Source organism: Amycolatopsis taiwanensis DSM 45107 (assembly GCF_000519205.1).
Lineage (GTDB): Bacteria > Actinomycetota > Actinomycetes > Mycobacteriales > Pseudonocardiaceae > Amycolatopsis_E > Amycolatopsis_E taiwanensis.
On record NZ_JAFB01000009.1, the window covers coordinates 169,731 to 194,283 of the forward strand.

Annotated in this window: 21 protein-coding genes; 11 read left to right on the forward strand and 10 right to left on the reverse strand. The window is 69.0% G+C overall.

Annotated features, from left to right (window positions below; translation table 11 throughout):
- Position 1 precedes the first annotated feature (1 nt).
- Positions 2-1,414 carry a glucosyltransferase gene (locus tag A3CU_RS0108840; protein ID WP_245616947.1) on the forward strand — a complete coding sequence of 471 codons (1,413 nt, stop codon included), beginning with the start codon at positions 2-4 and terminating at the stop codon, positions 1,412-1,414.
- 30 nt (positions 1,415-1,444) lie between these two features.
- Here the strand turns inward: A3CU_RS0108840 and A3CU_RS0108845 are convergent, their stop codons facing one another.
- Positions 1,445-1,741, reverse strand: coding sequence for a hypothetical protein (locus A3CU_RS0108845; protein ID WP_211246372.1), 297 nt, complete (start codon positions 1,739-1,741; stop codon positions 1,445-1,447).
- A gap of 174 nt (positions 1,742-1,915) precedes the next feature.
- Between A3CU_RS0108845 and A3CU_RS0108850 the strand changes: the two genes are divergently transcribed.
- On the forward strand, positions 1,916-2,128 hold the full coding sequence (locus A3CU_RS0108850) for a DUF6086 family protein (protein ID WP_027941981.1): 213 nt from the start codon (positions 1,916-1,918) through the stop codon (positions 2,126-2,128).
- 459 nt (positions 2,129-2,587) lie between these two features.
- Here the strand turns inward: A3CU_RS0108850 and A3CU_RS0108855 are convergent, their stop codons facing one another.
- Complete coding sequence (locus tag A3CU_RS0108855) at positions 2,588-3,406, reverse strand: SAM-dependent methyltransferase (protein ID WP_169739605.1); 819 nt, start codon at positions 3,404-3,406, stop codon at positions 2,588-2,590.
- A 411-nt stretch (positions 3,407-3,817) separates the two neighbouring features.
- Between A3CU_RS0108855 and A3CU_RS44020 the strand changes: the two genes are divergently transcribed.
- The 4 genes from A3CU_RS44020 (at position 3,818) to A3CU_RS0108875 (ending at position 6,302) form a co-directional block, all read left to right on the forward strand.
- Positions 3,818-4,426: an alpha/beta fold hydrolase gene (locus A3CU_RS44020; RefSeq protein WP_245616963.1), complete on the forward strand. Its 609-nt coding sequence runs from the start codon at positions 3,818-3,820 to the stop codon at positions 4,424-4,426.
- Between the two features lie 130 nt (positions 4,427-4,556).
- The gene (locus tag A3CU_RS0108865) at positions 4,557-4,898 is read left to right on the forward strand and encodes an ArsR/SmtB family transcription factor (protein WP_211246373.1); all 342 of its coding nucleotides are present in this window, start codon (positions 4,557-4,559) and stop codon (positions 4,896-4,898) included.
- Complete coding sequence (locus tag A3CU_RS0108870) at positions 4,895-5,404, forward strand: SRPBCC domain-containing protein (protein WP_027941984.1); 510 nt, start codon at positions 4,895-4,897, stop codon at positions 5,402-5,404. The genes A3CU_RS0108865 and A3CU_RS0108870 overlap by 4 nt, the downstream gene beginning before the upstream one ends.
- A 271-nt stretch (positions 5,405-5,675) precedes the next feature.
- Positions 5,676-6,302, forward strand: coding sequence for an isochorismatase family protein (locus tag A3CU_RS0108875; RefSeq protein WP_245616949.1), 627 nt, complete (start codon positions 5,676-5,678; stop codon positions 6,300-6,302).
- A 120-nt stretch (positions 6,303-6,422) separates the two neighbouring features.
- Here A3CU_RS0108875 and A3CU_RS0108880 read toward each other — a convergent pair whose 3' ends face one another.
- Together A3CU_RS0108880 and A3CU_RS0108885 are read right to left on the reverse strand one after the other, a co-directional pair.
- A complete protein-coding gene (locus A3CU_RS0108880) occupies positions 6,423-7,142 on the reverse strand; it encodes a FadR/GntR family transcriptional regulator (protein ID WP_211246374.1) in 720 nt (239 codons plus the stop codon).
- Between the two features lie 24 nt (positions 7,143-7,166).
- The gene (locus A3CU_RS0108885) at positions 7,167-8,126 is read right to left on the reverse strand and encodes a dihydrodipicolinate synthase family protein (RefSeq protein WP_084143166.1); all 960 of its coding nucleotides are present in this window, start codon (positions 8,124-8,126) and stop codon (positions 7,167-7,169) included.
- 35 nt (positions 8,127-8,161) lie between these two features.
- Here A3CU_RS0108885 and A3CU_RS44025 point away from each other — a divergent pair, with 35 nt between their 5' ends.
- Positions 8,162-10,150 (forward strand): beta-galactosidase, encoded by a 1,989-nt coding sequence (locus A3CU_RS44025; RefSeq protein ID WP_043840809.1) that lies wholly within the window; start codon positions 8,162-8,164, stop codon positions 10,148-10,150.
- 125 nt (positions 10,151-10,275) lie between these two features.
- On the opposite strand, the gene A3CU_RS55395 is transcribed toward A3CU_RS44025, so the two are convergent.
- From A3CU_RS55395 to A3CU_RS0108925, 6 genes are all read right to left on the reverse strand, one after another.
- Positions 10,276-13,239, reverse strand: coding sequence for an exo-alpha-sialidase (locus A3CU_RS55395; RefSeq protein WP_084143167.1), 2,964 nt, complete (start codon positions 13,237-13,239; stop codon positions 10,276-10,278).
- 10 nt (positions 13,240-13,249) lie between these two features.
- Positions 13,250-14,212 (reverse strand): oligopeptide/dipeptide ABC transporter ATP-binding protein, encoded by a 963-nt coding sequence (locus A3CU_RS0108905; protein ID WP_027941988.1) that lies wholly within the window; start codon positions 14,210-14,212, stop codon positions 13,250-13,252.
- Positions 14,199-16,145 (reverse strand): dipeptide/oligopeptide/nickel ABC transporter permease/ATP-binding protein, encoded by a 1,947-nt coding sequence (locus A3CU_RS0108910; protein ID WP_043840810.1) that lies wholly within the window; start codon positions 16,143-16,145, stop codon positions 14,199-14,201. The genes A3CU_RS0108905 and A3CU_RS0108910 overlap by 14 nt, the downstream gene beginning before the upstream one ends.
- Positions 16,145-17,101: an ABC transporter permease gene (locus tag A3CU_RS0108915; protein WP_245616951.1), complete on the reverse strand. Its 957-nt coding sequence runs from the start codon at positions 17,099-17,101 to the stop codon at positions 16,145-16,147. Before A3CU_RS0108915 ends, A3CU_RS0108910 begins: the two co-directional genes overlap by 1 nt.
- A gap of 37 nt (positions 17,102-17,138) precedes the next feature.
- Positions 17,139-18,743, reverse strand: coding sequence for an ABC transporter substrate-binding protein (locus A3CU_RS0108920; RefSeq protein ID WP_043840842.1), 1,605 nt, complete (start codon positions 18,741-18,743; stop codon positions 17,139-17,141).
- Positions 18,744-18,968: 225 nt separating this feature from the next.
- Complete coding sequence (locus A3CU_RS0108925) at positions 18,969-19,748, reverse strand: IclR family transcriptional regulator (RefSeq protein ID WP_043840811.1); 780 nt, start codon at positions 19,746-19,748, stop codon at positions 18,969-18,971.
- Between the two features lie 149 nt (positions 19,749-19,897).
- Here A3CU_RS0108925 and A3CU_RS0108930 point away from each other — a divergent pair, with 149 nt between their 5' ends.
- From A3CU_RS0108930 to A3CU_RS44035, 4 genes are all read left to right on the forward strand, one after another.
- Positions 19,898-21,181 (forward strand): MFS transporter, encoded by a 1,284-nt coding sequence (locus A3CU_RS0108930; protein WP_027941993.1) that lies wholly within the window; start codon positions 19,898-19,900, stop codon positions 21,179-21,181.
- Positions 21,182-21,251: 70 nt separating this feature from the next.
- Positions 21,252-22,190, forward strand: a complete 939-nt coding sequence (locus A3CU_RS0108935) for a sugar kinase (RefSeq protein WP_027941994.1) — start codon at positions 21,252-21,254, stop codon at positions 22,188-22,190.
- Positions 22,191-22,371: 181 nt separating this feature from the next.
- Positions 22,372-22,854, forward strand: a complete 483-nt coding sequence (locus A3CU_RS0108940) for a DUF6653 family protein (RefSeq protein ID WP_027941995.1) — start codon at positions 22,372-22,374, stop codon at positions 22,852-22,854.
- A gap of 84 nt (positions 22,855-22,938) precedes the next feature.
- On the forward strand, positions 22,939-24,459 hold the full coding sequence (locus tag A3CU_RS44035; RefSeq protein ID WP_052371567.1) for an MFS transporter: 1,521 nt from the start codon (positions 22,939-22,941) through the stop codon (positions 24,457-24,459).
- Positions 24,460-24,553 lie beyond the last annotated feature (94 nt).

The window sequence follows — 24,553 nt, forward strand, 5'->3', positions numbered from 1 at the left end:
GGTGGGGCACGCCACACTCACCGCCACGAACAAACCCGGCGACGGGCTCACACGGGCGACCGGCACTCGCCGTCGCGGCCTGATCGCCGCGGTGGCGGGCTGGGTGCTGGCCGCGACCTGGCTTCAACTCGTCAGGGGACCTGGGCAACGCGCGTACGACGTGATGTGGGCCGAGGACAGCACCTTCCTCAACCAGGCGATGCGCCACGGCCTGTGGCACAACCTCACCACGCCGCACGCGGGTTACCTCCAGGTGGTCGCGCGGCTGCTCGCCCAGCCCGCCGCCCATCTCCCGCTGGAGTGGGCGGCGGCCTGGCTCGCGGCTAGTGCCGCGATCGTCGTCGCCCTGATCTCCGTGCTCGTGTGGTTTGCCAGCGGCCGGCTGCTGAGGTCCCGGTGGGCCCGCGGTCTGGTGGCCGCATTGGTCCCGCTGTTGCCCCAGGCCGGTTTCGAGATCAACGCGGCGGTCAACGACCTGCACTGGTACCTGGCCTTCGCGGCGTTCTGGGTGCTGCTGGCGGCCCCTCGCTCGGTTCGCGGGCAGGCCGGTGCCGCAGCGGTGTGCGTACTGGCGGCTCTGTCCGACCCGCTCACCGCACTCGTCCTGCCGGCCGCCCTGGTCGGCGTGCTCCGCGCACCACGTAAGCGCATCGCCCTCATCGCGCCCGCTGCGATGCTGGTGGCCCTGGCCGTCCAAGGCTGGGTGCACCTGGCCTGGGCGACGGACTACCGCGCCAGCACAACCGACCTCACGGATCTCCCGGTCATCTACGGCCTGCGCGTGGTGCTCAGCGCGCTCACCGGTGATCACCTCCTGGGCCCGGTGTACCAGAGCTTCGGCCTCCTTGCCGTGATCTTCGCGGTGCTGGTCGCTGCGGCAGGTCTGGCCGTGCTGATCCGGCTCGCCACACCGACGGTCCGCCCAGTCGTCGCCGTGAGCCTGGTCAGCTCGATCGCCTACCTCGTCGTCGCCGTGGGACTGCGGGGCACCGCAGACTTTCTCGACCGCGAAGACTTCTCGCTGGGCGGTTCGCGCTACACAGTGGTGCCGCTACTCTTGCTGTGGACGGCGATCATCGTGCTTCTCGACCAGCTCCGTACCCGCACGTTCGCGGTGGGCATTACGGCGGCCTTTCTCGCCGTGCAGTTGCTCAGCGACTGGGCAGCGCCGACAGTCCGGTCGAACGGCCCGTCCTGGCGGAGCGGGGTACGGACCGCCGCGGAAGAATGTAAGAAACCCGCCGGGCAGCACGGTAGCCAGGCCACCCCACTGGTGGCCGAGGAAGCGCCTGGGGCCGCCGCGATTCCGATTGTGCCCGGTCCGGACGACGTGACTGTGCTCGTGGCGCCGCAACCGGTGCCGGGCCAGCAACCGCTGTTCGCCGTCGTCATTGACTGCACGGACCTGCGTTGATCCAACCAAGCGCGTCGACGGGGCCGAGCGTCACTCGAGCCAACGGGCAGCGGCCTCATAGGTAGTGGCCGGATTGCTGTTGAACGCGATGGCCGCATCGGGTGCGTGCTGCCGAACCAGGTTGATTATTTGCTCGAGGAGTTCGACTTGATCGTCTGAGTGCCGCAGGCCACCGCCGACGGTGACGCACTCCCATGGATGGGCTCGCAGCGCATTCCCGACGACCGCTTCCACGTCGTCACTTCCATCGAGGCCGATCAGGCAGGTCTCGACGCCCACGCCGTGTTCGGCGAACTTGGCCAGTCCCGCCTCGATCGCCTTGACCACCGGCTCGGGATCCCACGGTCCGGGCACTCGACACGGATCAAGCCCGATGACGAGGACGCGGGGTGAAGCAGTGGAGTCCATGTCTGGACGATACGCCCCGAACGACCAAACTCATCGCCGCTGAGAATCCGGACTTCCCTGGCCTGGAAACCTGGCTCACGGAGTGGACCGCTGATGATTGATCCGGCGGGGATGGAGGTGTTCGTCCGGGCGGCGCTGGACAGTCCCGTCGTCAGAAATTCGGGGTACTTGAGGTTGGCTCGCGGTTTCCTTGGAATCAGTCTCGCCATGCTCTTTCGTGCCGGTGTCGACATTGAGCCGGTGAACCACGAGCAGGCCGAGTTGGTTGCGGCCGGGCGCGAGCCGGCTCGGATAATGGTGCGCTGACCAACGGTGTAGACGGGGTGAGACCGGCCCTCCCCGTCGCCGGGTTACCACGCCAACGTTGCTTGAAACGGCACTAGGGCCTGTGTCGAAGTCGGCTGGGGTGGGTTGGGCTGATCTTGGCGTTCTTGCCCGGAACCCCGGAACCCGCCACAAACCCAGAACTCACCTCCCCGAACCCAGAACTCGCCCACCCGAACCCAGAACTCGCCCTTCCCAGCCGGGGACACGCCAGCACCGGGCGTGTCCCCGGTTCAGGCACGTGAGTTCCTGGCTCGGGCACGTGAGTTCCCGGTTCAGGCACGTGAGTTCCGGCTTGCGAACACAGACACCGAAGGCCGGACTACCCCAGCGGGAACACACCACGGTCACCACCCGCTACGACGAACTCGCCACCGCTACGAAGCCACCGTCCACCCCGCCGCACTCAACCAATGGCTCTGATCGACATCGATGCAGACCCTAGGCCCCTGGTTTGACCGCGGCCGCGGCCAGGGCACGTGTCTCGTGTGCCGGTCGCTCGAAGGGCTCGTCATCGTCGGTGGCGAGTTCGGGATGCCATTGTGGAAGCCAGACCAGGCCAGGATCCTGGAGAGTCCAGCCGTCGAAAAACTGCCGCACGGTTTCGGGCGGGCGAATGTAGAGCGGACTCGTGGACTCGTGGGTGTAGCGGTCGAGCACCTCCATGGTCTTGGCATAAGCCACCGGGTCCTTGTCCGGATCAACCCAGCCGTGGCTGATGATCAGCATGCTCTCCGGCGCCAACGCGTCCTTGAGGAAGTCCAGATGCGCCTGGGGCTGTGAAGCCGGAGTCAAACAATGGAGCAGCGCCACTGCCAACAGCACCACTGGCTTGGCGGGGTCGATCACTCCGGTGCCGAGCACCTTGTCCCAGAGGTCCTCGGGCTCGGTGAAGTCGGCGAACAGAGCCTTGTGGCGCTGTGGATCAGCGTGTTTGTCCAGCAGGTATTCCGCATGTGCCTGCGCGACCGGGTCGTGGTCGATATAGACGACCCTGGTGTCGCCGGGACGGATCTGGTCAGCCACGTCGTGTACGTTCTTGGCGGTCGGCAGGCCGCTGCCGATATCCACAAACTGTGTGTGGCCGGCGTCGACGGCGTAGCGGACCGCTCGCCGTAGGAACGCCCGGTTCTGGCGGGCGAACGTGATGATGTCGGGCAGCGTGGCACTGATCTGTTTTCCGAACTCGGCATCGATCGCGTAGTGATGCGTGCCGCCCAAGTACCAGTCGTACGTGCGTGCCACGCTGGGCTTGTCCATGTGGGCAGCCAGAAGAGCGGGCAGGTCGTCTTCAGCTTTGGGGAAGCCTCCGACCATCAGGTGTCCCTTCCATGGATGACGGGGTCTGGACCAAGGCTAACGGTTGGTGTGCTCTTCCTTGCGGTGAGCCACCCGCGGACGAGATGGCCCAGGAGAGGTTCCGCCGGATGCGATGGTCTTTCGTGCCGGTGCCGTGCCGGTGGCGTGCCGGCATTGAGCCGGCGAATTCCTGCCGTAGTCGTGCAGAGGTCCTTCGTGGTCAGCAAAACCAGCCGCTGGGATCGCCGATGTGCAGAATCGGTTCATGAATCCGCTCGCGCCTACGCTCCTGCTTGTTCATAGTCCGCTGGTAGGCCGTTGACCTGGGAGTTGACGGCGGCGCATCTGCGACGCGAGGGCCAGCGCGTCGTCGTGCCATCGCTTACGGCTGTCGTCGAGGAGGGACCGCCCTACTATCGGAGGTTCGCTGAAGCGGCGGCTCGCGCTCTCGACATGGACGGAAGTCATGGCGCCGTGGTGTTGGTCGGTCACAGCGGCGCCGGGGCGCTGCTGCCCGCCGTTGCCGAGGTAGTCGGGACCGATGTTCACGGTGCTGTGTTCGTGGACGCGTTGCTTCCGCATCCGGGTAACAGTTGGTTCGACACCGCCCCTGTTCAACTGCGCGAGCAAGTGGCCGGTCTGGCTCGTGCCGGGCGGCTTCCCCGTTGGCACGACTGGCTTCCATCCGATGTGCTCGACACGTTGGTGTCCGACGTAGGTCTGCGCGAACGGTTCATCGCCGAGCTGCCAACCATGCCGGTGGCCTACTTCGAGGAACCGGCGCCGAATGCGCCCGGTTGGCCTGCCTCCCGCTGCGCCTACGTGCGCCTGAGTGAGGCATATGCCGGGGCGGCGGATGAGGCCGAACGTCAAGGCTGGTGGGTGCATCGCGAGAACGCGGACCACTTGGCGCTGCTCACTCAGCCTGCCCGGATCGCCGGCGTGATCGCTCGGGCCGTCGCCGTGGTGGCTGATACGTGAGTGGCCGCTTTCGGGACCAGCGGTCCAGTCGCCATGGTGTCGGTCGGCCGCGGGGGCGGCGTACCGCCGGGACGGCGGAACCGGCGGCCGAGCGACCCGCGGGCGTTGGGACCCGTTGACATGTGACCAAATGGTCACATATATTTCGGGGGTGACGGACGAGGATCTGGTGTTCAAGGCGCTGGCCGATCCCACCCGCCGCTACCTTCTCGACCTGCTGTTCGCGCGCGACGGCCGCACGCTCACCGAACTGGAGTCCGAGTTGGCGATGACCCGGTTCGGGGTGGCCAAGCACCTCAAGGTCCTCGAACAGGCGGAACTGGTCGTCGCACGCAAGTCCGGGCGGGAGAAGAAGCACTACCTCAACCCGGTGCCTATCCGGTTGATCCACGACCGGTGGATCGACAAGTACACCGAGCGCCACGTCTCGGCGCTCACCGAACTCAAAAGACAATTGGAGAAGGACTCATGACCAGCACCGAATCGACGACCCAGGTGTACCGGGTGTACATCAAGGCGACCGCGCAGCAGGTGTTCGACGCGTTGACCAAGCCGGAGTGGACGCAGCGCTACGGCTACGGCGGGCTGACGGACTTCGACCTCACACCGGGCGCGAAGTTCGCAACAGCACCCGACCCCGCGATGGTTGAGGGTATGAAGGCGGCGGGTTACCCGGTGCCCGACGTCGTCATCGACGGCGAGGTGATCGAGGTCGACGCGCCGCACAAGCTGGTGCTGAGCTGGCGGATGGTGATGGACCCGGCGGCCGCGGAGGAGGGCTTCACCACGCTGACCTACGAGATCACCGAGTCCGCGGGTGGGGTCAAGCTCACCCTGCTCCACGATCTGGCGGGCAAGCCGCAGCACGCCGCGCAGGTCGAGGGTGCCGGGGACGCCGACCAGGGTGGCGGCGGGTGGCCGTGGGTGCTGTCCGACCTCAAGTCCCTGTTGGAGACGGGGTCCCGCCTGGCGGGCTGACGGCCGGGAACACGCAACGGCGGGGGGGGTCCCGTGCTCGGGACACCCCGCCGTTGCGGTGTTCGTGGCGACCAGGTCCAAACGCCGATTGCGCCCTCGTAGGCGGGCGATATGACGCTTTCCGCCTCGATGCCGGCCCTCTCGGTATGAGACTCCCAGGGACTTTCGGCACTTGGCCGCGACCGGATCCTGCCAGAGCATGAGGACGCGCTTCGCGCAGGACGTGCGCCCTACTGCCGGGTTCACTCGCTGTGAGGGGGAGGAGGATGTGTTGTCCACGAACAAGTTCACCGAGCACTTGACCCGCGACAACGCGGCCGTGGTGCTGGTCGACCACCAGGTCGGTCTCTACAGCGGTGTGCGAGACATCCCAGTCGGCGAGCTCAAGCACAATGTGGTGGCCCTGGCCAAGGCCGCCCAGGTACTGGGGCTGCCATTGGTGGTGACCACCACCGCGGCGGAGAGCATGTGGGGACCGGTCATTCCCGAGCTTGCCGCGGTGCTTCCCGATGGCTTGCCGGTCATCGACCGCTCGACCGTCAACGCGTGGGACGAGCCACAGGTGGTCGAGGCGATCCGGGCGACCGGCCGGAACAAGCTGATCATTACGGGCATCTCCACCGAGGTGTGCTGCGCCCTCCCGGCCATCAGCGCCACGGCCGAGGGGTTCGGTGCCTACGCGGCGATCGACGCGTCCGGCACCTTCTGGCAGGCCAAGCGCGAGACGGGCCTGCTGCGCATGCAGCAGGCCGGCGTGATCCTGATCGACTATTCGACTGCCATCGTCGAAATCCTCGCCGACAACGCTGATCCGCTGGCCGCTCATGTCTACGCCGCGCTCGACATGCCGTTCGCGGTGCTCGTCGGCCAGATCGCATCGGCGGTGTCCAAAACCTGATGGCGGTCACGTGCCGGCCCATCCGGGTGATCGATCGGGCGGCTGCCCGCGTTTTCCGGGCAGCAGCGCGCCGATGAGGATGGCGGACCCGATCCCGTCCGCCCATGCCTCGACCGGGCCTTAGCTCGACCGGATCTGGGACACCCGTGCGTCGAGGTTGCGGAAGTGTTCCACCATGGCCTGCTCCGCGCGGGCGACGTCGTGCTTGCGTAGGGCCGTGACGATCGCGCGGTGGCGGCGGACGGTCTGCATCGGGTTCGGGTCGGTCACGCCGAGGCGGTCGTTGACGCGGTGGAAGACGTCCCAGAAGGCCCGAAGCAGCTGCGTGACCAGGGCGTTGTTGAGCGAGCGGTACAGCAGTTCGTGGAACTCGCGGTCCGCCTCGGCGAACGTTTCGTCCGCCGAGGCGTGTGCGGCCATCCGCTTGGTGACTTCGTCCAGCGCGGTCAGGTCATCTTCGGGCATCGACGCGGCCACCCGGCGGATCAGCGCCGCCTCGAGCGCCTCGCGGACCTCGAGGATCTCCTCCATCGATCGCAGGTCCTGGCCGGCGTCGTGCAACGCCCGGAAGGTGAGCCCGTCGGCGAGCGGGTCGAGGGAGAGCCGGCCGACGTAGGTGCCGTAGCCGTGCCGGATCTCCACGATGTCGAGCGCCTGCAACGCCTTCAGCGCCTCGCGGATGGAGTTGCGGCTCACCCCGAGCGTCTCGACCAGCTCGGTCTCGGTCGGCAGCGGATCACCGGAGCGCAGGCCACGCGCGAGAATCAGACTGGTGATCTCATCCCGGACCGCTCGGCTCAGCCTGGTGCCCAGCTTCGCCGGCGGGTTCTGCTCCGTCACCGAAAACCTCCCAACGTCACAACCTTAGAGCAGTTCGGCCGCGACCAGTCGCTGCCGTACCGCGGCCCGTTCGGTGTCGTTGAGCGGGATCATCGGCAGGCTCGTCGTGCCGCCCGTGATCACCCCGCGCGCGACGAGGCCCTCCTTGAACGCGCCGATGGCCGACGAGTAGCGGCCCATGCGGCCGTCGCCGACGTGGATCACCTCGAACAGCTTGCGCAGCCGGGTCTGCTCGGCCCGTGCCGCGGCCCAGTCGCCGCGCTTCGCCGCCTGGTAAAGCCGCAGGAAGCCGTGCGGGTCGACGTTGCCGATGCCCGGCACCAGGCCGTGTGTGCCGATGAACAGCGCGAGGTCGGCAAGCGTCTCCGAACCCGTGTAGCAGACCAGGTCGGTCGCCTCCAGGACCGCACGCAGACCGTCGAGGTCGCCGCTGGAGTCCTTCAGCGCGGACAGCGTGCCGTCGGCCGCCAGCTCCACCACCACCTCGGTGGGCAGCTTCGACCCCACCGACACCGGGATGTCGTAGGCGACGAGTGGCAGGTCCACGGCCGCGCGAATGGCGCGGAAGTGCCCGGGGAATTCCACCGGGTGCGTCGGTGCGTAGAACGGTGCGGTGGCCACGAGCGCGTCGGCGCCCGCCGCCTTGGCCGCGCGGGCGTGCTCGATCACCCGTGGCGTGGTGGTGTCGATGATGCCCGCGAGCACCGGCACCTGCCCGGCCGAGACCCCGGCGACCACTTCGAGCGCCCGGTACCTGGTCTCGTCCGGCAGGTACGCGACCTCGCCGGTGGATCCGGTCACGAACAGTCCGTGCATGCCGGCGTCGATGAGGAATGCGGCGAGCCGTTCCAGGGACGGCACATCGAGTTCACGTTCCGGGGTCAGGGGGGTGCACACGGGTGGCACTACACCGCCGTCGAGCTGTGTCAAAACGTCTCCCTTGCGGACCGAAGTCGGTTCGGCATACGGTCGGACATCCCACATCCTATGTCCTAGTCGGTTCTACGAAAGGTGCGGTCGTGCGTTCAGTCGTCAGGCATCGCCTCGGCAGGTTCGGTTTCGGCGCGGACTACAACCCCGAACAGTGGCCGGAGTCCGTGTGGGACGAGGACATGCGGCTCATGAAGGACGCCGGCGTCACGATGGTCTCGGTCGGCATCTTCAGCTGGGCGGTGGTCGAGCCGGCGCCGGGCGAGTACGACTTCGGCTGGCTCGACCGGATCATGGACCGGCTGGCGGCGGCGGGCATCGGCGCGTGCCTGGCCACCATGACCGCGTCGCCACCGCCCTGGCTCGCACATCGCCATCCGGAGACACTGCCGCGCCGCGCGGACGGGACCGTGCTGTCCGTCGGCTCGCGGCAGCACTACTGTCCGTCCAGCCCGGTCTACCGCGAGCACGCCGCGAGGCTCGTCGAGGCGGTCGCCACCCGCTACGCCGACCACCCGGCGCTGGCGATGTGGCACGTCGGCAACGAGTACGGCTGTCACGTGCCGGAATGCTTCTGCGACACCTCCGCCGCCGCGTTCCGCACCTGGCTCGCCGACCGCCACGGCGACGTGGACGCACTCAACGACGCGTGGTCCACCACGTTCTGGTCGCAGCGCTACAGCGATTTCGCCGAGGTCGGGCCGCCGCGCGTGGCGCCGTCGTTCCCCAACCCGGCGCACGTCGTGGACTACAAGAGGTTCTCGTCGACAGCGCTGCTGGAGTGCTACCTCGCGGAGAAGGAGATCCTGCGCCGCGTCACCCCGGACGTGCCGGTCACGACCAACTTCGTCGGCGCGTGGCACCGCATCGACGCGGCGCAGTGGGCGCCGCACCTCGATGTGGTGTCCTACGACTCCTACCCGGATCCGCACGACCCGGACACCGTCATCCAGGCCGCGTTCACCTACGACCAGATGCGTGCGTTGCACGGCAGGCCGTGGCTGTTGCTGGAACAGGCGCCGAGCGCGGTGAACTGGCGCACCCGCAACGCGGCCAAGTCGCCCGGCGAGATGCGGTTGTGGAGCTACCAGGCCGTGGCCCGCGGCGCCGACGCGGTGATGTACTTCCAGTGGCGGCAGTCCCGCGGCGGCGCGGAGAAGTTCCACTCGGCGATGGTGCCGCACGCCGGGCCGGACACCAGGGCCTACCGCGAGACGGCGGCGCTCGGCGCGGAACTCGCCCGCCTCGAACCGCTGCTGGGGTCCGAAGTGGACGCTCGGGTCGCGCTCGTCATGGATTGGGCGAGTGGCTGGGCGTTGCAGGGCAGCGCACTGCCCGCCGGCGACCTTTCCTTGGAGGAGACCAACTTCGCGCACTACCGCGCGTTGTGGCACGCGGGAGTGATGGTCGACGTCGTGTCGCCGACCGCGGACCTGTCGCGGTATCGACTGGTGGTGGTGCCCAACCTGTACTCGGTGGACATCGAGGTGGCGCAGCGGCTCGTCGCGTACGTACGCGACGGCGGGCACCTCGTGATGTCGTTCTTCTCCGGCATCGTGGACAGCGACCAGCGGGTGCACCTCGGCGGCTACCCCGGCGCGTTCCGCGAACTGCTGGGGCTCACGGTCGAGGAGTTCTGGCCGCTGCCCGACGGCGGCACGGTGGCGCTCGGCAGCGGCGGCACCGGCACCGTGTGGTCGGAATGGGTGACGCCGGGGACGGCCGAGGTGCTCGACACGTTCACCGACGGCGCGCTGGCGGGCCGCCCGGCCATGACCAGGAACTCCTTCGGCGCGGGCGTCGCCACCTACCTCGGCACCCGGCCGGACCGCGACACCATGGCCGCGGTGTTGCGCAGGGCGCTGTCCGACGCGGGGGCCGGCCCGGTGCTGGGCGAGAAGCCGGACGGAGTCGAGGCGGTCCAACGTGGACAGTGGCTGTTCCTGTTGAACCACAACGACCACGAAGTGGACGTGCCGATGCCGGCGGGCACGGTGGACGCCCTCACCGGCGCCCCGGTCGGCGACCGCGCACCGCTGGACGCCCGCGGCGTGCTGGTCGCGCACCTGCCCGGATAGGCGGTGTTTTATCGGCGCACCGGTCGTCTCAAGCAGATCACCCACCTTTGAAACACGCGCTGGCCCAGACACCCGGAAGGGCGCCGGGACGGCGCCCTTCCGGGTGTGGCGCGGGCCGGTCGCCATCAACCCAGGTTCCGCATCGGGATCTGGGTGTAGGTGATGCTCTCGTAGGTGCCGGTCACGCCGGTCTCGTACAGCAGGCCGACGGTCGCGCCGGACAGCTGCACCAGGTCGGAGTAGGCGGCGGGCGCCGGGGACACCACGAGCGCCTGCCGCCACGTGCGGCCGCGGTCCGAGCTGGCCCTGATCGCGAGCGCCTTACGGGCCGAGGGGTCAGACGGGCCGGAGAACAGCAGCAGGTCCGGCCGGTTCGTCTGCAGGACGCTGCCCTGCACCTTCGGGATGGTCAGGCCGGGTTGCGGCTGGTACGGCGCGACGAGCGACGTGCCGCCGTCGGTGCTGTACGCGTCGACCCGGTTGCCGGTGGCGCCCTGGTTGCGGCTGTTGAAGTACAGGCTGCCGTCCGGCAGTTCGGCCACCGTGCTCTCGTTGGCCGCGATGCCCGTGTCGGCCCGCTCCTCGGCGAAGCCGATCCGCCACGTCCGGCCGCCGTCGTCGCTGATCAGGTCGTGACCGCCGTAGTACTTGGCCTCGGTGCCCATGTCGGTCGAACCGGCGGGCGGCGAGCCGGAATGGTTGGCGGGCACCACGATCCGACCCTTGTGCTCGCCGTGCTGGAGCACGATGGCGTGGCCGGGACCGGTGGCGTACCAGCGCCAGCCGGCCTTCTTCGCCACGTCGGTGATCTCCTGCGCCGGCGACCAGCTGCGGCCGTCGTCGGTGCTGCGCTGCACGAACACACGCCTGCTGTCGGCGGCCGACGCGGTGCCGGACATGATCTCCTTCTCGGAGACCCGGCCGTTGCGCGTGGTCAGCAGCACCACGTCACCGTTCGCGAGCACCACCGGCGCGGGGTTGCCCGCGGTCGCGTCGCTGTTCTCACTCACGACGGAGAGCGGGCCCCACGTGCAGCCGCCGTCGGTGGACTGCTTGAGCACGACGCGGATCGCGCCGGAGTCGCCGCCGCCCTCGAGCCGGCCCTCCGCGAACGCGAGCACCGAACCGTTGCCCGCCTTGACGATCGCCGGGATGCGGAAGGTGTGGTAGCCCTCGGTGCCCGACACGAACGGCACGGACGTGCACGCCCCGTCGGCGCCCTTCAACTTGTCCATCGGCAACCGCAACACCTGTCCACTCGGAACGTCCGCATTGGACTGGCGGATCTGGTCGAGTTCCGCGGACGAGAGCGCCCGCTTGTACAGCCGCACCTCGTCGAACGCGCCGTCGAAGCGTTGCTGGTAGTCCTGGCGCTCACCGAGGTGGATCTGGAACGCCACCCGCTCGCTGATCGAGCCGCCGACCGCGTTGCCGGTCGCCGCCTGCTGGCCGTCGACCCAGAGCGTCAGCTTCCCACCGGCGCGTTGCAGCACCACGTGGTGCCACTGGTTGTCGTTGTACGCGGAGGTGGTGGCGATCGACGCGCTGCCCTGCGCGGTGGTCATCAGCGCCACCAGCCGGTTGCTCGCGGGCTCACCGCGCAGCCACAGCTGCGGCGCGGTGGAACCCATGCCGCCCAGCCACAACAGCGCCTGCTGCCCGGTGCTCGCGCCGTAGCGGAACCAGGCCGTATAGGTCAGGTCGCCGTCGCCGGGCAGTTGCTCCTCCGCGTACGGCACCCGCAGGTAGTCGTCCACGCCGTCGAGTTCCAGCCCACCGCCGAACTTCCCGGCCGTGAGCGACGCGCCGCCGAGCACGTACGCGTCCGCCTTCGTGCGCGAGGTGTCCGGCGTCGTCGGTCCGACCGGACCGCGTGGCCCGAGGTTGGACTCGGTGAAGCGGGTGAACCGGATCTCGTCGCGCGCATCGACCGGGCCGCCCTCGTAGAGCAGCCCAACTTCGGCGTTTGCGACGTCGTTCCCGCTGATCTGCACCAGGTCCGAGTAACCGGACCAGTCGGCGGTGATCCGGGTGCCCTGCTCGGCGCTCTCCCAGCTGCGGCCGCCGTCGTAGGAGGAGCGGATCATCATCCAGCGCCGCCGGTCGGTGTCGGACGGCGCCGAGAACAGCATCCGGTCCGCACCGGGCCGGTCCAGCCGCAGCACCGAGCCCTGCACGGTCGGCGTCACCAGGTCCGGGATCGGGGTCCACTGGGTACTGAAGGTCGCGCCGCCGTCCTTGCTGATCGCGTAGGACCGGTTGCCGACCGACGTGCCGTTCTGGTCGCGGGCGCCCGCGTAGACCGAGCCGTCGGCCAGTTCGGTGACCGTGACCTCCTGCGGCTTCTGGGTGAACGTGCCGCCCTTGGGGAACGTGGTGCGCCCGTTCGCGCCCACCTGCCAGGTGCGGCCGTGGTCGTCGCTGTACACGAGCGCGCCGTCGTTGGCGTAGGCCTGCTTGCCGTCGCTGACCTCGCCGCTCACGCCGAGCACGAGGCGGCCCTTGTGTGCGCCCTTGGTGAGCTGGATGCCGTGCACCGGGCCGGTGGCGTACCACCAGTCCCACTCCGGCAGCTTGGCCTGCGCGCTCAGGTCGACGGGATCGGACCAGGTCGCGCCATCGTCGTCGCTGTACTGCAGGTGCGGGGTGCGCGGACACGGCGTGGCGCACGCCTTGTCGTCGTTGCGGCCCGCGTTGTAGGTGGTGAACAGGAAGATCCGGCCGGTCGTGCGGTCGACGATCGGCACCGGGTTGCCGTGCGTGTCGCCGCCGCCCTCGTTGACCAACTGCAGCGGCGACCAGGTGCGGCCGCCGTCGGTGCTGCGCTTGAGCACCAGGTCGATGTCGCCGGTGTCGCCGCAGTTGTCCACGCGGCCCTCGGCGAACGCCAGCAGGGTGTTCTTGACCGACTTCACGACCGCCGGGATGCGGAAGCAGGAGTAGCCCTGCTCGTTGGCGGCCTTGAACAGCACCTGCTGTTCTGGCGCGGCCGCGGCCTGGGTTGCGATGGCCGCCTGGGTCGCGGCCGCCGCCGGGGCCAGACCGGCCACCAGGGCCGCCGATAACAGTCCGGTCAGTATTCGTCGCACGGGCACCGTCCTATTCGGATTCGGGATGGATGCAGCGAAACGTGTGGCCGGCGCCTGCCGTGGCGAGTGGCGGCAGTTCCGCCGCGCACTCGTCGGTGGCCTTCCAGCACCGGGTACGGAAGTTGCAGCCGCTGGGCGGCGCGGTCGCGGACGGCACGGGTCCACTGAGGACGATCGGCTCGACCGTGTGCCGCAGGCTGGGCGTGGCGGAGAACAGCGCCCGCATGTAGGGGTGGTAAGTGTGGGCGGGCACGGCCGCGGCCGGCGCCTCCTCGACGATCCGGCCGAGGTACATCGTGATGATCTTCTCGCTCATCCGGCGGACCGTCTGGATGTCGTGGGACACGAACACCATCGCGAGCCCGAGCCGCTCCCGCAGGTCGATGAGCAGGTTGAGGATCTGTGCGCGCACCGACACGTCGAGCGCGGACGTGGGCTCGTCGGCCACGAGCAGCTTCGGCCGCAGTGCGAGCGCGCGGGCGATGGCGACGCGCTGCCGCTGCCCGCCGGACAGTTGCGCCGGCACCGCGTCCGCGACGCTGCCGGGCAGGCCGACCAGCGACATCAGCTCCCGCACCCGGTCGGCGCGTTCCGTGGCCGTGCCGTCGTCATGCACGTCGAGCGGGTCGCGGATGATCCGGGCCACGGAAAGCCGCCGGTTGAGCGCGGTCGTCGGGTCCTGGAACACCATCCCGACGTTGCGGCCGAACTTCGCCGCGCGCTCGGCCGTGGACATCTCCCACAGCGACTCGCCCTGGTACCGCACGGTGCCCTGCGTCGGCTTCTGCAGTCCGACGATCACCTTGGCGAGCGTCGACTTGCCGCAGCCGGACTCGCCGACCACGCCAACGGTCTCGCCCGGGTCGAGCGTCAGATGCGCGTCGGTGAGCGCGTACACGTTGTCGTGCCCGAACAGCCGTCGCGCCCTGATCCGGTGCACGACGTGCACACTGTCCAGCTCAAGCAGATTCATGGGTCACCAGCTCTGTCGCGGGGAAGTGGCACGCGGTCTCGTGCACGCCGTCGGCGACCACGGGCGGCCGCTCGGTGCGGCACACCGACCGCGCCGCGGGACACCGGTCGGAGAACCGGCAGCCCTGCGCGAAGTCGGCAGGCGAGGGCACCACGCCCTTGATCTGCGTCAGCCGCGCGTCGTTCTCCTCCAGCGACAGGACCGCGGACAGCAGGCCGCGCGTGTAGTGGTGCTTCGGCGAGCCGACCACGTCCGCGATGGCACCGGTCTCGGCCACCTGCCCGCCGTACATCACCACCACGCGGTCGGCCACCTCGGACACGAGCGCGAGGTCGTGCGACACCAGGATCAGCGCGAACCCGAGTTCTTCCTGCAGCCGCAGCAACAACTTCATGATCTGCGCCTGCACCGTCACGTCGAGCGCGGTGGTCGGCTCGTCGGCGACGATCAGCTTGGGGCTGCGGGACAACGCCATCGCGATCAGCACCCGCTGCCGCTGCCCGCCGGACAGCTCGTGCGGGTAGGACCGCAGCGTGCGCTCGGGATCCAGGTTCACCAGCTCCAGCAGTTCCGCCGGGCTGCGGGTGCCGCCGCGCCGGGTGAACTGCTTGAGCTGCGCGCGGATCGTCATCGCCGGGTTCAGCGAGCTGAGCGCGTCCTGGTAGATCATCGCCAGGTCGTGGCCGAGGTAGCGGCGGCGCTGCCGCGGGGTGAGCGCCAGCAGGTCCTGCCGCGCGAACCGGGCCTGCCCCGATACCCGCGCTGTGCCGGGCAAAAGGCCCATCACCGCGAGCGAGGTGATGGTCTTGCCACAGCCGGACTCGCCGATCAGCCCGAGCACCTCGCCCGCCCGCACGGAGAACGACACGTCGTCCACCACTCGCACGCCGTCGTGCCGGTCCGCGAACGAGATCGACAGGTGTTCGACCTCCAGCACCGGCTCGCGGCCGGCGAGATCCCTGGCGTTGGCGGCCAGCCGTTCGCCGGTCTCCCGCAGCCCGGCGATCGGCAGGACCTCCGCGCGCTCCTCGGGGTCGACTGGCGCCTCTTCCGCCTGCTTCGCGGCCCGGCCCGCCTTGGCCTGCCGTGCCGACGGCGAAGCCCATGCGTCGGAAATCCCTTCCGACAGCACGTTCAGCGCCAGCACCGTGATCAGGATCAGCAGGCCGGGGAACAGCGTCGCCCACCAGCCGCCGGTGAGCACCAGTTCCTTGCCGTTCGCCAGCACCGCGCCCCACGACGGGTCCGGCGCCTGGATCCCAGCGCCGATGAACGACAGCGACCCCTCGAACACGATCGCGTCCGCCACCATCACCGTGCAGAACACCAGGATCGGCGCCGCGCAGTTCACGGCCACGTGCCTGGCCAGGATGTAGACCCGTTTCGCACCGATGAGCCGCTCTGCCGCCACGTAGTCCTCGCTGTACTGCGCGAGCACGTTCGCCCGGACCACGCGGGCGATCGAGGGCATGTACAGGAAACCGATCGCGAAGATCAGTACCAGCAGCCCGCGGCCGAACACCGCCACCAGCACCGCGGCCAGCGCGATGCCGGGGAACGCCATGATCACGTCCAGCACCCGCATGATCGTCTCGCCGGCGCGGCGCCCGGAGGTGGCCGCCAGCGCGCCGATCACCGTGCCGGCCACCAGCGCGATGGCGATCGCGCCGAGCCCGACGGCGAGTGACCAGCGGGAGCCCCACACCAGCCTGCTGTAGACGTCCCGGCCGGACGAGTCGGTGCCGAACCAATGCTCGCCGCCCGGCCCCACGACCGAACCCCCGGTCAGGTACGGGTCGTGCGTGGCGACCAGCGGCGCGAGGATCGCGGCCAGCGCCAGCAGCACGAGCACGCCGAGCGCGATCCACGACGGGACGCCGAGCCGCCGGAAGTTCGCGCCGCGGCTGAGCCGCTCGGCCAGTCCCCGGCGCATCACGGGTGGCTCCGCAGCCGCGGGTTGGCGATCACGTAGAGGATGTCGACGATCAGGTTGACCAGCACGAAGCCGGCCGCGATGGTGATCACGAAGCCCTGCACTTTCGAGGCGTCGCCGTCGGTGACGGCCTGGATCATGTTCTGCCCGAGACCCGGCAGCGCGAACATGGTCTCGATGACGACCGCGCCACCCAGCAGGTAGCCGATCCGCAGTCCCAGCACGGTGAGCGGGGTGACGAGCGCGTTGCGCAGGACGTTTCGGCCCACCACCACGAACGGCGGCAGCCCGCCGCCACGCGCGGTGCGCACGTAGTCCTTGTCCAGCTCCTCCACCATGGACGTGCGGATCACCCTGGTCAGCTGCGCGGCGACCGGCATGGCCAGTGCCACCGCGGGCAGCGTCATCGAGTTGAGCCAGCCGGAGAACGAGTCCTGTGGGCTGATGTAGCCGCTCGTCGGGAAGAGCCCCTGCCCGACGGCCAGCCACTGCACCAGGAGCAGCGCGATCCAGAACGCGGGCGCGGCCACCCCGGCCAGCGACACGAGCCGGATCACCTGGTCCGGCCACCGGTCCCGGAACACCGCGGACGTGATGCCCATCAACAGCGACAAGACGATCGCGATCACGACGCCCATCAACGTCAGCTGCAGGGTCAGCGGCAGCGCGGTGGTGATCGTGTCCGCCACCGACTGCTTGGTGATGACGCTGACGCCGAAGTCGCCGTGCAGCAGCTGCCACACGAACCGGCCGTACTGCACCGGCCACGGATCGAGCAGCCCGTTCTCGGCCCGGAACCGTTGCAACTGCTCCTCGGAGGCGTTGGCGCCGTCGAACGCCGCCAGCGCCGGGTCGACGGGGGAGAACCGCATCACGATGAAGACGAACAACGTCACGCCGAGGAGCAGCGGCACCAGCGACAGGATGCGGCCGAACAGCATCCGCAGGATGATCACGCCGCGCTCGCCGTCTGCACGCGGGCCCGGCGGCGGCTCACGCCGGGCCTCCCGGCTTGGCCTGGTTGAGGTTGATGCCCGGGTAGCCCTGCGCGCGCACCCCCGAGATGGTCTTCGGGTCCCACGCGGTGCCGAGCTGCGTGAACACGACCGGGTACACCACGGCCTGGTCGGCGAGCAGGTCCAGCACCTGTTTCGTGGTGTTTTCCCGCGCGCCCGCGTCGGTCTCACCCGCGGCCTTGTCCAGCAGCCCGATCAGCGCGTCGTGGTCGGGCCCGGACCACTGCGCGTACTTGGCGGCGACGCCCGCGCCGGCGTAGTAGTAGCGCACCAGCAGGTCCGGGTCGTTGCCGAACTGTTCCGCGTTCTGCGTGGTGGCGACGACCTGGAAGTCGAATCCGCCGTCCAGCTTGGAGAACAGCGCCTTGGTGTCCTGAGTGTCCAAAGTGGTCTGGACGCCGATCGCGTCCCAGCCTTCCTTGATCACGTTCACGCAGTCCGCCACCAGCGTGGTGTTCGTGGTGGACAGGGTGACCACGAGGTTGGACACACCCGCCTGCTGCAGGAGTTGCCTGGCCTTGTCCGGGTTGTAGCCGAGGTCGTTCGCGGCGGGCTGCGACCCGGACGTCTTCGGGTTGATGAACGAAGTGCCCTCCGAGCCCTTGCCCTTGAGACCGACCTCGATCATTTTCTTGCGGTCGACCGCGTGGTGCAGCGCTTGGCGCACCAGCTTGTTGTCGAACGGCGCGTGCTTGGTGTTGAACATCAGCCACAGGTTGTTGCCGCCGTCGGCGAACTCGACCGTGCGCCCGTCCTTGGCGAGCTGGTCGGCGTTGGCGGGCGGGATGTTCTCCACGATCTGCGCGGCCGGCTTGGCGCCGGAGATCTTCGCGACCCGGGGCGAGGCCTCCACGATCGAGTTCCACAGCATGGTCTTGTAGACCGCCGGGCGCGGGCCGTTGTAGTCGGCGAACTTTTCGAACTTGGTGTGCGACAGCGGCGCCTGCTCGGTGACCTGGTACGGACCGGAGCCGACCACCTTGCCGGACACCGCCGCCTCCCAGCCGCCTTCGAAGACGTGCTTGGGGCAGATCTTCACGGTCTGGAGCCGTTTCAGCACATAGGGGAAGGGCTGGGTGAGCACGAACTCGACGGTCTTGTCGTCGACCTTCTTGACTTCCTGCAGCCACGGCACGAAGAACGTGCGCACCAGGACGTTCTCCTTGGGGTCGAGCACCCGGGCGAAGGTGAACACGACATCGTCGGCCGTGACCGGCTGCCCGTCGTGCCACTTCGCCCCGTCTCGCAGCGCGATCTCGAACGACGTGCCGTCGACCTTGGGCAGTTCCTTGGCCAGCCCCGCGTACGGCTCGCGGCTGATCGGGTCACCCTCCACAAGGGACTCATAGGTGTGCAGGATCGCCGCCATCGAGAACGCAGACGCCGTCTGCAGCGGGTCCCACGTCTGGTTGTTGCCGTAGCCGATCACCGCGGTGATCGAGTCCGTGGTGTTGCCGGTGGCGTTGGTGGACGCCGGCCCGCCGCACGCGGCGAGTGTCGACGAGAACGCCGCCGCGACCCCGGCCATACCGGTGAAGCGCAGCATGTCTCGGCGGCTGAACGATGGACCAGAAGTGGGCACCACGCCTCCTGTCTTCGTCACCAGCGACGACATAGGACATGGGATGTCCTATGTTGCGCAGAACCATAGGTGCCGGAAGACGGATGGTCAAGACCGCACGGCAACGGCCAGGTCATGAGTGCTCGACCGGCCTTGCCTACGCTCGTCCCCATTGCCGCGAGTACCTGTGCACTCCCTTGAAGGCGCGCGTCGAATTACCGCGTATTGCCGACCTGGCCCCGGAGTTCACCGGCGGGGGAGGCCGATGGCGAGTTCCTTCGCCGCTTGGCGGAGCGGCTCGAGATAGGTGTGCATCTGCTCGACGGAGCTGCGGAACGCCGGGGCCGCCGTCGACAGCGCGGCGACGGCGATCCCGGCCGGATTGAGCACCGGAACGCCGATCGCGAGGATGCCTGCCTCGTGTTCCTCATCGGCGATCGCGAAGCCCTGCTGGTGAACGCGTTCGATTTCGGCCCGGAACCGATCGCGGTCGGTGATGGTCTTCGGGCCGCGCTGCGGCAGGTCGAGTTCGGCGATGAGCTGTTCCCGTTGTGCGTGCGGGGCGAACGCGACCAGACACTTACCCATCGAGGTGCAGTGCAACGGTCCGCGTCGGCCGGGCTCGCCGATGATCTGGATCTGTTGAGTGCCTTCGACGTAGTGCACGTAGAGCTGGTCGCGCCCGTCGAGCACGGCCATCAGCGTGGGCTCGCCGGTCTGCCGCGTGACCCGTTCGAGGACCGGGGTGGCGATCTCGGTGAAGCCGCGTGCGTGCAGCACCCGTTGCCCGAGCTCGAACAGCTGGAGTCCGAGGTTCCAGCGACGATCCTCGTCGAGGACCGCGAAGTTCTCCTGGGCGAGCGACTTCAGCAGCCGGTGGGTGGTGCTGACCGGGTAACCGGCTTGGTGCGCGAGGTCTGACAGCGTCGTGCCGCGCGGTGCTTCGCCGAGGAGGACGAGCAGGCGCAACGCCTTGCGCACCATGTCGTCGCGCGGAGCCTTCGACGCGCCTGACGGTTCCGGCATCGCCTTCCTCCTGTGCCTGCACTCCGTGTCTGCACTGCGGCCGTTCGGAGGTCGGCAGCATTGACACCCATTATCTACGGTCCTTATCGTTTCCACGATAAAAGAAGCGTTACCACATAGTGGTAAAAGTGCCGACAAGGGAGTCTGCCTTGACACCACCCGTCGAGCTCGGGCGGCAGCGCTGGCTGCGACTGCTCCCCGTGGCCTTCGTGACCTACTCGCTGGCCTACCTGGACCGCTCGAACTTCTCCATCGGCGTCGCGGGAGGTATGAAGCACGACCTCGCCCTCAGCGGCGCGATGTCCTCTCTGATCGGTGCTTCGTTCTTCCTCGGCTACACCGCCTTCCAGATCCCCGGCACCCTCTACGCCGAGCGCCGCAGCGTGCGTGGGCTGATCTTCTGGTGCACGCTCGCGTGGGGTCTGCTGGCCGCGGCCCAGGGCCTGCTGAGCAACCCGGCGCTGTTCATCGCCGTGCGGTTCCTGCTCGGCGCGGTGGAAGCGGCGGTGCTTCCCGCCATGGTCGTGTTCCTGGCCCGGTGGTTCACCAAACGCGAGCGGGGCAGTGCCAACGCGATCCTCATTCTCGGCAACCCGATCACGGTGATGTGGCTCAACGCCGTCTCCGGGTACCTCATCGAGCTGACCAGCTGGCGGGAGATGTTCATCATCGAGGGAGTGCCCGCGCTGGTGTGGGCGTTCGTCTTCCGCGCGCTCGTCTCCGACCGTCCGGCCGAGGCGAAATGGCTCAACGAAGCCGAGAAGTCCGCCGTGCTGGCCGAACTGGACGCCGAACGCGCGCAGGCCACTCCGGCGAAGACGTTCGCGGCGGCGTTCCGCTCTCGGCCGGTCGTGCTGCTGTCCCTGCAGTATCTGCTGTGGAGCATCGGCGTGTACGGGCTCGTGTTCTGGCTGCCCAGCATCGTTTCCGCCGGAAGCGGCCGGGGGATCGGCATGAGCGGTCTGCTCTCGGCGATCCCGTTCGGTGTCGCGGCGTTGCTGATGGTGGTCAACTCGCGGATGTCGGACCGCGCGGGCACCCGTTCCCGCTACGTGTGGACGTGGCTGCTGCTCGGCGGCGTCGGCTTCTTCCTGTCCTACGTGCTGGGGCCGGGCAACTTCTGGTGGGCGTTCGTGCTTCTCGTGGTGGCCGGCGGCGCGATGTACGCCCCGTACGGGCCGTACTTCGCCCACGTGACCGAAATCCTGCCGAAGAACTTCGCGGGTGCGGGCGTCGCGTGCGTCAACACCGCGGGCTCGGTCGGCGGATTCGTCGGGACGTATCTGGTGGGCTGGCTCAACGACGCGACCGGATCGACCGCGGCGTCCTTCGTGATGATGGCCTCGACGCTGGTCCTGGCCGCGCTGGTCATACCCCTGGTCCGCGGCGACGCGGCGCAACTGCGGTCGGTGCCCCGGGAGACTCCCGCTTGAGGATCGTGCGATACGAGTCCGTCGCGTATCCGTCCACATTGGTCGAGCTGCCCGGTGGTGAGGAGCGCGGGTGCCTGACGTGGTGACCTTCGGCGAGGTCATGGCGATGTTCGTGGCCGTCGAACCCGGGCCGCTCGACGAGGCGGAGCACTTCGGCGTGCGGTTGTCCGGTGCCGAGATGAACGTGGCGGTCGGACTTTCCCGCCTCGGCTACACCGTGGGCTATTTCGGGGCGGTGGGCGACGACCCGCTCGGCGTGCGGGTGCGCCGGGAGCTGGTGGCGGAAGGGGTGGACACCGGTCACCTCGTCAGGGATCCCGGCGCGCCCACGGGTTTTCAGCTCAAGAGCCGCGTGCTCAGCGGTGATCCGACCGTGGTCTATTTCCGCCGCGGATCGGCCGCATCACGACTGCGATGGTCCGGTGAGGCGGAGAAAACGGTCCGATCCGCGCGCCACCTGCACGTGACAGGCATCTTCCCCGCGCTGACGCCGCACACCCGTGACTTCACCTTCCGCGCCGTCGAGGCGGCTCGCGAGTCCGGGGCGACGGTTTCGTTCGACCCCAACCTTCGGCCGGTGCTGTGGGCGGACGAGAACGACATGGTCGACACGATCAACAGGCTGGCCGCGCTCGCCGACACCGTGCTCCCCGGGCGTTCCGAGGGAACGCGGCTCACCGGCCACGAAAACCCGCGCGCCATCGCTGATTTCTACCTGAACCGGGGTGCCCGCGAGGTGGTTGTCAAGCTCGGCAGCGACGGCGCGGCCGCGTACTACAGAACCGGCACCGTGTGGGAACCGGCGTTTCCGGTGCGGGTGGTGGACACCGTCGGCGCGGGCGACGGTTTCGCCGCAGGGTGGATCAGCGCCCGGCTGGACGGGCTCGACGAGAGGGCCGCGCTCCGACGCGCCTGCGTGGTGGGAGCGCTGGCCACCACGAGCGAAGGCGACAAGGACGGCCTGCCCACGCGGGTGGAACTGGGCGAACTGCTCGACGACGCGGCGTGAGGCCCTGAGCGAGGAGCACGCGGGCGGCGACCGTTCTCCCTATGACCGGCGCGGCGAACGTGGTGCCTGGCGGGGTGCCGGGGGTCACGGTCGCCGGTCTTGTGTACGTTTGCTGAATCTGTTTTTATGTTCTGGACACACGGTCGCAGGGGCCTTGTGCGGAAGACTTCGAGGAGCGGTCATGAAGACAACCGAAGCGGTCGCGGCGACGTTCGGAATGACGGACGAGGCGTGGAAACGGCACGCGAACGCGTGGAGTGTGTGGAGCCGGATGGCCGGGCTGGCGCCGATCCTCGCGCCGATCTTCTTCCGGGAAACGCTGGGCTGGTGGGCACTGGCGATCATCGTGCCCGGGATTGCCTGGATGTGGCTCAACCCGCGTGCGTTCAAGCCCGTCCAGCACCCCACGAAGTGGGCGGAAAAGGGGATCTACGGCGAGAAACTGTGGTCGGCGGGCAAGTCGGCGGCCCTGGCCGGGCACCGGACGGCGATGCGCCTGCTGATCGGCCTGGCCGGCGCCGGTGCCCTGATCATGATCTACGGGCTGGTGTTCATCGAGGCGTGGCCGGCGATCTTCGGCATCACCCTGGTGCTCCTGAGCCAGCTGTGGCAGATCGACCGGTTCGTCTCGATCTACGACGAAAGCGTGCGCGGCGAGCAGTAGTGCCCGGCCGAATCCCACCGACGTTCCCCCGCCCTCGGGGCCCGCCCGGGCTCCGAGGGCCACCCGATCCTGCGGAGAAAACCCATGCACACCCCCGGAACCGCACATCCACGGCGCTGGTGGATCCTCGGCGCGCTCTGCCTGAGCCTGCTGGTGCTGACCATCGACAACACGGTCCTGAACCTCGCGATTCCCGCGCTGATGCGCGACGTCGGCGCCGGTCCGGCCGAAATCCAGTGGATCGTCAGCGCCTATACGCTTTCCTTCGCCGGTTTGCTGCTGACCGCGGGCGGCCTGTCCGATCGTTTCGGCCGCAAACGCCTGCTGCTGATCGGTCTCGGCCTGTTCGGCGCCGCGTCCCTTGCCGCGTCCCTCGCGGCGAACCCCGCCCAGCTGATCATCGGGCGGGCGGCGATGGGCGTCGGCGGCTGCCTGGTCATGCCCAGCACTCTTTCGATCCTGATCACCGTGTTCGACGCGGCCGAACGCCGCCGGGCGATCGCGGCCTGGAGCAGCGTGTCCATGGCCGGTGTCCTGGCCGGCCCGTCGCTCGGCGGATACCTGCTGGACCACTTCGGCTGGGGATCGGTCTTCCTGATCAACGTGCCGGTCGCGGCGCTGGCGATGCTCGCCGCGCTGGTGTTCATGCCCGAGTCCACCGCGCCGGCCCGCAAGCCCGATGTGCCGGGCGTGCTGCTGTGCACGGTCGCCATGGTCTCGATCGTCTGGGCGATCATCACCGCGCCGGACGCCGGATGGGGCCGCCCGGACACCGGCGGGGTGCTGGCCTTCGGGCTGCTCGTCCTGGCCGGGTTCGTGGGCTGGGAACTGCGTGCGCCGCACCCGATGCTGCCCTTGCGGATCTTCCGGGATCGCGACTTCTCGAGCGGCACGCTCTCGGTGATGCTGCTCGCCTTCGCCGCCGCCGGGATGATGCTCGCGCTCACCCAGTACGTGCAGTTCGTTCTCGGCTATCCGGTGTTCGAGGCGGGTATGGCCTTGCTGCCGTTCGTCGCCTCCGCGGCGGTGTGCAACCTGCTCGGTGCCACCCTGGGCCGCAAACTCGGCAACCGGACCCTGGTCGCCGCCGGCATGCTGGTCACGGCCGCCGGGTTCGCCATCCTGCGCACGATCGGCCCGGACAGCGGGTACCCGCTGCTCGGCCTCGCGCTCGTGATCATGGGGCTGGGTGCGGGACTGGCCACCCCCGCGGCGGTCACCGCGCTGATGGGCGCCATCCCGCCGGAATATGCGGGGACCGGTTCGGCGATGAACAGCACGCTGTCCCAGACCGGCAGCGCCCTTGGCGTGGCCACGCTCGGCAGCCTGCTCGCCGCCGGGTACAGCGCCGGGCTCGCCCCGGAGGTTCCCGGCACCGCCCGCGCCTCGCTCGCCGACGCGCTCGCCACCGGCGACCCGCGCGTGATCGACGCGGGCCGGGCGGCGTTCACCGGGGCCATGTCCACCACCATGCTCACCGGGGCCGTGCTGTCCGGCGTGGCGGCTGTCGTGGCCATCACCTTGCTGCGCAAGAAAACCGTCAAGTCCACAGCGGACACACCGCCGGTTGGGGACGGCCGGCCGGCCGAGCGCGCCGCCGCCTGACCTGGCTCCCGGACGCCCTGATTTTCCTCCGATTCCCCGTCGCCGGCCGGGCACACCGGTCTGCGACCATATGACCAGAGCATTCGCAAGGAAG

What these genes read in the sequence shown, in the direction of transcription:
- A3CU_RS0108850 (WP_027941981.1), top strand. Translation starts at nt 1,916, where the DNA reads ATGATTGATCCGGCGGGGATGGAGGTGTTCGTCCGGGCGGCGCTGGAC.
- A3CU_RS0108855 (WP_169739605.1), bottom strand. Translation starts at nt 3,406, where the DNA reads ATGGACAAGCCCAGCGTGGCACGCACGTACGACTGGTACTTGGGCGGC.
- A3CU_RS0108865 (WP_211246373.1), top strand. Translation starts at nt 4,557, where the DNA reads ATGGTCACATATATTTCGGGGGTGACGGACGAGGATCTGGTGTTCAAG.
- A3CU_RS0108870 (WP_027941984.1), top strand. Translation starts at nt 4,895, where the DNA reads ATGACCAGCACCGAATCGACGACCCAGGTGTACCGGGTGTACATCAAG.
- A3CU_RS0108885 (WP_084143166.1), bottom strand. Translation starts at nt 8,126, where the DNA reads ATGTGGGATGTCCGACCGTATGCCGAACCGACTTCGGTCCGCAAGGGA.
- A3CU_RS0108905 (WP_027941988.1), bottom strand. Translation starts at nt 14,212, where the DNA reads ATGAATCTGCTTGAGCTGGACAGTGTGCACGTCGTGCACCGGATCAGG.
- A3CU_RS0108910 (WP_043840810.1), bottom strand. Translation starts at nt 16,145, where the DNA reads ATGCGCCGGGGACTGGCCGAGCGGCTCAGCCGCGGCGCGAACTTCCGG.
- A3CU_RS0108925 (WP_043840811.1), bottom strand. Translation starts at nt 19,748, where the DNA reads ATGCCGGAACCGTCAGGCGCGTCGAAGGCTCCGCGCGACGACATGGTG.
- A3CU_RS0108940 (WP_027941995.1), top strand. Translation starts at nt 22,372, where the DNA reads ATGAAGACAACCGAAGCGGTCGCGGCGACGTTCGGAATGACGGACGAG.
- A3CU_RS44035 (WP_052371567.1), top strand. Translation starts at nt 22,939, where the DNA reads ATGCACACCCCCGGAACCGCACATCCACGGCGCTGGTGGATCCTCGGC.